Below are 5,217 nucleotides of genomic sequence, written 5' to 3'. Positions count from 1 at the left end.
GCCCCCGGCCGGGGGGGCCCCCCCCCGCCCCCCCCGGGCGCGGCCCCCCCCCCGCCGCGCCCCCCCCCGGCGGCTGCCCCCCGCCCCCCCCCCCGGGGGGGGGGCCCCCCCCCCGCCCCCCCGGGGCGCTGCGACGGATACGACGGGCGCACGGGGTCAAAAGCGGCTCCGATAGACTGGCAGCACTGCCCCTAAACCTCAGGAGTCATGACAATGGTTGATGTTCGGCGGGTCAAACTTCCCGGCGTGGGTGTGCTGCACACCTTCATCACGGATGACGGCGGCAAGGTTGGCGTTATCGCCCACCGTTCCGGCCACAGCGACCTCATTACCTTCGCCGACGACGAGGGCGGCCCCGACGCGAGTAAGGTTTCGCTGCGGCTCAACGAAGACGAGGCGCATACCCTCGCCGAGCTGCTCGGCGGCACCCAGATCACCGAGTCGCTCACCGCCCTCGACCAGATTCCCGGGCTCAGCATTGACTGGTTCACCGTCGACTACGAAGACCATATCGCCGGCCAGTCGCTCGGCAATCCCGCCGACCGCGGCATCGCCGGACTGACCGTGGTCGCCGTCGTGCGCGGCGAATCCGCCAACCCCGCCCCTGCCGCCGACTTCAAAGTCTTTCCCGGTGACACCCTCGTCGTCGCCGGCTCGCCCGAAAAGGTCGTCAAGGCCTTCGCGTTCTTTCGCACCGGTGAAGTGAAGGCGAAGACCGTCGACGTTCCACCCGGGGGGTAGGCCGATGCACCTGAGCGAAGACCTCCTCGTTCTTGGCATTCTGTTCGTCGTTGCCTACGTTCTTGGCCGCCTGGGCAAACTGATCGGGCTCCCCACCATCCCGATCTATATGATCGTAGGCGTACTCGCGAGCCCGAACACCGACTTCTTCCCCCTCGACTTTCAGTCCAGCGACATCGAGCTCATTGCCGTGTTCGGCTTGATTCTTCTGCTCTTCAGCCTCGGCCTTGAGTTCGACCAGGAAGAGTTCTTCGGCAATGCCAAGACCCTGATCATCTCCGGTGGGTCCTGGGTGCTCATCAACATGGGCGCCGGCTTCATTTTCGGTCTGCTCGTGGGCTGGGGTCCTCGCGAAGCCCTGGTCATCGCCGGCATGACCGGTACCTCCTCGAGCGCGATCATCACCAAACTGCTCATTGAACTGCGGCGCCTCGCAAACAAAGAGACCCCGATGATCCTCGGCGTCACCGTCGTCGGCGACATCTTCATCGCCATCTACCTCTCGATCGTCTCCGTCGTGCTCAGCGGTGCAACCGAGATCTGGCCGATCGTGCTGCAACTTTCCATCGCGTTCCTTTTTCTCGTGGCCATGTTCTCGCTCGCCCGCTGGGGCGGGCGCGTCGTTTCGCGCCTCATGCGCACCAAAGACGACGAACTGTTCACCATTTTGTTCTTCGGCCTCGTGGTGTTGTTCGCCGGTATCGGTGAGATCATCGGCGTCACCGACGCGATCGGCGCATTCCTGATCGGCGTCGTGCTCGGCGCGAGCAGCTACCGTGCCAAGATCGAACGCGTCGCCGTGCCGCTGCGCGATATATTCGCGGCATTCTTCTTTCTTAACTTCGGCCTCGCCCTCGACATGGCCCAGTTCGGTTCGGTGATCGTCGTCGTGCTCATCGCCATCGTGATGACCTTTCTGCTCAGCCTGTTCTCCGGGGCGCTGCTGGCCTGGCTGCACAAAATGGGGCCTCGTGAGGCTCTCAATACTGCCGCCATCTTCGTCAACCGTGGCGAGTTCACCCTGATTCTGGCGACACTGTCGGTGTCGGCCGGGCTCGATCCGCGGCTGCAGCCGTTCGCGGGCCTCTACGTCCTGGTCATGGCTATTCTCGGTCCGCTGTTCGCGGCGAATTCCGAGAAGATCGGATCGGTTCTGCGCCGCCGGGTGCCGGCGTCCGTTGCCGCCCGCCCACCGCGCAACCCGATGCTTGATGAAGAGATCGCTCTCGTCGAGGCGGCGACCGCCGCCCAGGCAGCGGATGCCGACGAGTACACCCGTCGTCCAGCCAAGCGGGTGGTCGACTCGGCCAATTCCCACCCGGCGGCCGATACGGTGAACACAGTGAAACGCTCGCATCCGGCCGATTCTGGTCTGGATCCGATGGCTGATTTCGCTCTCGGTCAGCACTCCCCAGAACCCGATGATGATGCCGACAGACCGGCACGCAAACCCGGGCGAGAAACCCACACAGGTGACTATTCGTGATCAGAATGATGGTGCGCCCCCGCTGGGTGGCCGCACTGCTGCTTGCCCTCGGCATTGCCGCGGCCTTCGCCCTGCTCGGGCACTGGCAGTTGGAGCGCGCCATCGAGTCCGGCGTGGTCGTGGAACGCAGCACCGAAGAGGTGAAGCCGCTCACCGACGTTGCCCAGCCTGACGGCGGGGTGACGCAGATCGCGACCGGCCAAATGGTTACCGCCGACGGCACGTGGGTGGCCGGTGACGAGCAGCTCATCACGACGCGCTTCAACGGCGGCATCTCGGGATTCTGGGTCGTCAGCCATTTTCAGACGGATGCCGACGCCGCCAGCATCGCCGTCGCGCGCGGGTGGGCCCCCGACAAAAGCACTGCCGAGGCCGCCGTGGCCACGCTGCAGGCCGCACCCGAGATCGGCTCTGTCACCCTGACCGGACGTTTTCTCACCGGCGAGGCCCCGGAGCTGCCCGACCCCCAGGGCGACCCAATGGAGCTGACCAAGGTGGCACCATCCGCTCTGATAAATCTGTGGGCTGATTTCACCGATCAGTCGGTGTATTCCGCATATATCGTCGACGCTGCCGCCCCGGCCGGGCTCGACGTGATCGACTCCCCGGTGCCCGACGTTGATCAGTCGCTGAACTGGCTGAACATCTTCTACGCGATCGAGTGGGTCGTCTTCGCCGGGTTCGCAGTGTTCCTCTGGTACCGCCTGGTGCGCGACGCCCTGGAACGCGAGCAGGAAGAGGCAGCGCTCGAAGCGGTGACTGCGAGCGCTCCCAGCGCGGGCGCATAGAATTAGTCCATGCCACTTGAACCCAAGCCCGCCGATATTTCCCGAATCCCCGGTGCGCTTCGGCTCTACCAGGTGTCGTCCATTATCACCGGTGTCTTTCTGCTGCTGCTCTGTGCCGAGGTGTACGCCAAGTTCATCCTCGGCTATGAACTCGAAATGAACGGCGCCGAGGGCTTTCTCGCCTTCGTGCCGCGCGAAACGGTCGCCGCCATCAACCTGAGCACCATCATTTTGATCGTGCACGGCTGGTTCTACGTGCTGTACCTGTTCGCCGATTTTCGGCTCTGGAGCCTGATGCGCTGGCCGTTCCCGCTCTTCGTGCTGATCGCGCTCGGCGGCATCATTCCCACGCTCTCGTTCTTCCTGGAAGGCCCCATGTCCCGCCGTGTCAAGCGTTACCTCGAGCAGAGCGAAGTGAAAAAAGCTGCCGAGGTGCGTTCATGAGTGCCCTCGTTGACACAGCGGATGCTCCCCTCGCTGACTCCGGGCTCGATCGCCCCGTTCTCGTGGTTGACTTCGGTGCGCAGTACGCGCAGCTGATCGCTCGGCGCGTGCGTGAGGCATCCGTTTATTCTGAAATCGTGCCACACACGATCACCGCCGCCGAGGTGGTCGCCAAGAATCCGCGCGGAATCGTGCTGAGCGGCGGGCCGTCGAGCGTCTACGCCGACGGCGCCCCCAGCTTCGACGCCGACATCTTCGACCTCGGCGTTCCCGTGCTCGGCATCTGCTACGGCTTTCAGGTGATGGCGACCGCCCTCGGCGGCACCGTCGCCCACACCGGAGCCCGCGAATACGGCTCGACCCCGGTCACCGTGAGCAACGGCGACAACGTGCTGCTGGCCGACCAGCCCGACAGCCAGACCGTCTGGATGAGCCACGGCGACTCGGTCGCCACCGCCCCCGAGGGCTTCACCGTGCTCGCCTCGTCGACCTCCACCCCGGTCGCCGCGTTCGCCAACGACAAGAAGCGGCTCTACGGCGTGCAGTGGCACCCCGAGGTCAAGCACTCCGAGAACGGCCAGCACGTGCTCGAAAACTTTCTGCACCGCGCCGCCGGCATCAACCCCGACTGGAACAGCGGCAACGTCATCGCCGAGCAGGTCGCCAAGATTCGCGCCCAGGTCGGCACCGGCAAGGTCATCTGCGGGCTCTCCGGCGGAGTCGACTCCGCCGTCGCCGCCGCCCACGGGGACAACGCCATAGGCGCCCCCCGCGTCGGCGTCTTCGGCGCCCACGGGCTGCTGCGTCAGGACGAACGCCGCCAGGTGGAAGAGGACTACGTCAAGGCCACGGGCATCCGCCTGGTCACCGTCGACGTACGGGAGCAGTTCCTCACCGCTCTCGAGGGCGTCAGCGACCCGGAGACCAAGCGCAAGATCATCGGCCGCGAGTTCATTCGAACCTTCGAGCAGGCCCAGGCCGAACTCATCAAGGAAGCCGCCCAAACCGACGGCGACCCGATCGCCTTCCTCGTGCAGGGCACCCTCTACCCCGATGTCGTTGAATCCGGCGGAGGCAGTGGCACCGCGAACATCAAGAGCCACCACAACGTGGGTGGCCTGCCCGATGACCTCAAGTTCGAACTGGTCGAACCATTGCGCACCCTGTTCAAGGACGAGGTACGCGCGATCGGCGCCGAGCTCGGCCTGCCGGCCGAAATCGTTCAGCGCCAGCCGTTCCCCGGCCCCGGCCTGGGCATCCGCATTGTCGGCTCGATCACCCAGGAACGCCTCGACCTGCTGCGTCAGGCGGACGCGATCGTGCGCTTCGAACTGACCGCCGCCGGCCTCGACCGCGAGATCTGGCAGTGCCCGGTCGTACTGCTGGCCGACGTGCGCTCGGTGGGCGTGCAGGGCGACGGCCGCACCTACGGCCACCCGATCGTGCTGCGGCCGGTGTCTTCAGAGGACGCGATGACCGCCGACTGGACCCGCCTGCCCTACGACCTGCTCGCGAAGATTTCTAATCGCATCACCAACGAGGTCGACGGGGTCAACCGCGTGGTACTCGACGTCACGTCGAAGCCGCCGGGGACCATCGAGTGGGAGTGACCCCGCGCCAGCGTGTCAAGTAGGGGCGGGGGGCGGGCCGGCCCGGCGTGTGTGTGGGGGGGGGCGGGGGGGCGCCCGGGGCGGGCCGGGGGGGGGGGGGGGTTTATCTTGGGGGTTTGCGCCCCGGCCGCGCGGCGCGCCCGCGCGG

General features: G+C 66.1%; 5 protein-coding genes. All 5 read left to right on the top strand.

Annotated features, from left to right (window positions below; genetic code table 11):
• Window positions 1–207 precede the first annotated feature (207 nt).
• From LH475_RS02035 to guaA, 5 genes are read left to right on the top strand one after another with little or no spacing between them, the layout of a single operon-like run.
• Window positions 208–741, top strand: a complete 534-nt coding sequence (locus LH475_RS02035; protein WP_297412739.1) for a TrkA C-terminal domain-containing protein — start codon at window positions 208–210, stop codon at window positions 739–741.
• Between the two features lie 4 nt (window positions 742–745).
• The gene (locus LH475_RS02030; RefSeq protein ID WP_196843403.1) at window positions 746–2,227 is read left to right on the top strand and encodes a cation:proton antiporter; all 1,482 of its coding nucleotides are present in this window, start codon (window positions 746–748) and stop codon (window positions 2,225–2,227) included.
• A 5-nt stretch (window positions 2,228–2,232) separates the two neighbouring features.
• Window positions 2,233–3,015 (top strand): SURF1 family cytochrome oxidase biogenesis protein, encoded by a 783-nt coding sequence (locus LH475_RS02025; RefSeq protein ID WP_297412740.1) that lies wholly within the window; start codon window positions 2,233–2,235, stop codon window positions 3,013–3,015.
• Between the two features lie 9 nt (window positions 3,016–3,024).
• Window positions 3,025–3,459 (top strand): DUF3817 domain-containing protein, encoded by a 435-nt coding sequence (locus LH475_RS02020; RefSeq protein WP_297412738.1) that lies wholly within the window; start codon window positions 3,025–3,027, stop codon window positions 3,457–3,459.
• Window positions 3,456–5,069 carry a glutamine-hydrolyzing GMP synthase gene (gene guaA, locus LH475_RS02015; RefSeq protein WP_297412737.1) on the top strand — a complete coding sequence of 538 codons (1,614 nt, stop codon included), beginning with the start codon at window positions 3,456–3,458 and terminating at the stop codon, window positions 5,067–5,069. The genes LH475_RS02020 and guaA overlap by 4 nt, the downstream gene beginning before the upstream one ends.
• Window positions 5,070–5,217: the final 148 nt, after the last annotated feature.

This window comes from Cryobacterium sp., from assembly GCF_026786305.1.
In the GTDB taxonomy this organism is placed as follows: Bacteria; Actinomycetota; Actinomycetes; order Actinomycetales; family Microbacteriaceae; genus Cryobacterium.
This window is presented reverse-complemented; position numbering and strand designations above follow the sequence as displayed.

Bases quoted from the DNA above. Each gene is read 5' to 3' on its own strand.
- LH475_RS02025 (WP_297412740.1), top strand. From the start codon at position 2,233: ATGATGGTGCGCCCCCGCTGGGTGGCCGCACTGCTGCTTGCCCTCGGC.
- LH475_RS02020 (WP_297412738.1), top strand. From the start codon at position 3,025: ATGCCACTTGAACCCAAGCCCGCCGATATTTCCCGAATCCCCGGTGCG.
- LH475_RS02035 (WP_297412739.1), top strand. From the start codon at position 208: ATGACAATGGTTGATGTTCGGCGGGTCAAACTTCCCGGCGTGGGTGTG.
- LH475_RS02030 (WP_196843403.1), top strand. From the start codon at position 746: ATGCACCTGAGCGAAGACCTCCTCGTTCTTGGCATTCTGTTCGTCGTT.
- guaA (WP_297412737.1), top strand. From the start codon at position 3,456: ATGAGTGCCCTCGTTGACACAGCGGATGCTCCCCTCGCTGACTCCGGG.